The organism is Komagataeibacter sp. FXV3 (assembly GCF_015155755.1).
In the GTDB taxonomy this organism is placed as follows: domain Bacteria; phylum Pseudomonadota; class Alphaproteobacteria; order Acetobacterales; family Acetobacteraceae; genus Komagataeibacter.
This window is the reverse complement of record NZ_VWPI01000139.1, coordinates 1-1,253: the sequence shown is the minus strand read 5'-3', so window position 1 is coordinate 1,253 and position 1,253 is coordinate 1. Positions and strand designations below refer to the sequence as shown.

Annotated in this window: 2 protein-coding genes; both read right to left on the bottom strand. The window is 64.3% G+C overall.

The features are described 5' to 3' along the window. A partial coding sequence (locus tag F1542_RS13130) for a prolipoprotein diacylglyceryl transferase family protein (RefSeq protein WP_193733427.1) occupies positions 1-296 on the bottom strand: 296 nt, incomplete at its 3' end. 41 nt (positions 297-337) lie between these two features. Beyond that, positions 338-1,253: ADP-glyceromanno-heptose 6-epimerase (gene rfaD / locus F1542_RS13125; protein ID WP_193733426.1), on the bottom strand; the 916-nt coding region annotated here is incomplete at its 5' end.

Genomic DNA, 1,253 nt, shown 5'->3' with positions numbered 1-1,253 from the left:
ATCCCACCCCGCCAGACCTGCAGGATCGCCAGTGGGTGGGTCAGGTAAAAACCCGGCTGGTAGAACAGGATGTAGCCCAGCCGCCCGCCCAGCACCACGCCCAGCGTCGCCCATGTCAGGAAGTCATCCACCTGCAGCGTGGTCGCGGCCCGTGGGGCCAGCGCCACAAGGTGGCGCGCGATGCGCCACCCCGCCACAAGCGCCACGATATAGGCCATGGCATACCAGCGGATGGCGAACGGCCCGAAATGGACCATTACCGGATCGAACTGCGGGAAGATCAGGACAGGCAGCATCGGCCCACTTTCATTGTCATGGTTGTGGCGGCGGCAGGCGGTTACAGATAGGGATCGGGGGCCGCAAGGTAGTCGTGGACGTAACGGCGTACCCCGTCCTCCAGCGTGGTGAAGGGCCGGACATAGCCTGCCGCCCGCAACCTGCGCATGTCGGCACAGGTAAAGGACTGGTACTGCCCGCGCAGCGCATCAGGCATGTCGATGAATTCGATCCGGCGCGGCACGTTCGCCGCATCGCATACCGCATGGGCCAGGTCGGTATAGCTCCGCGCGACCCCGGTGCCGCAGTTGAACAGCCCGCACACGGTGCCATGGTCCAGCAGCCACAGCATGACATCGACCACATCCCCCACCCAGATGAAGTCGCGCGCCTGCGCCCCATCCGCCAGTCCCGGCACATCGGAACGGAACAGGCGCAGCGGCTGGCCGGCGCGGGCCTCGTCATACTTGACCTTCACCACCGAGATCATGCGTCCCTTGTGGTATTCATTGGGGCCGTAGACATTGAAGAACTTCAACCCCGCCCATGACAGGCCGGACATCGCCCCACCCGCCACCCGGCGCAGCACCGAACGGTCGAATGCCTGCTTGGACCAGCCATACAGGTTAAGCGGCTTCAGGTGGTCCAGCAGGGCGGGATCGTCACTGAACTGCTCGGCTTTGTCCGCCGCCCCGTATGTCGCGGCGGAGGAGGCATAGATGAACCGTACCCCTTCATGCGCGCACCATGACAGCAGCCGTTCGGACAAATCCACATTGGTGCGCCATACCAGGTCACCATCGGTGGCCGTCGTCTCACTGATCGCGCCCAGATGGATCACGGCCGATATGTCGGGACGGGTTTCAAGCCACGTGTCCAGTGCCTCGGGGGCGATGATGCGCGTGGGCGTGTGATGGCGCAGGTTACGCCACTTGCCTTCATTGCCCAGCCAGTCCACCACGACCGTATCGATCCCG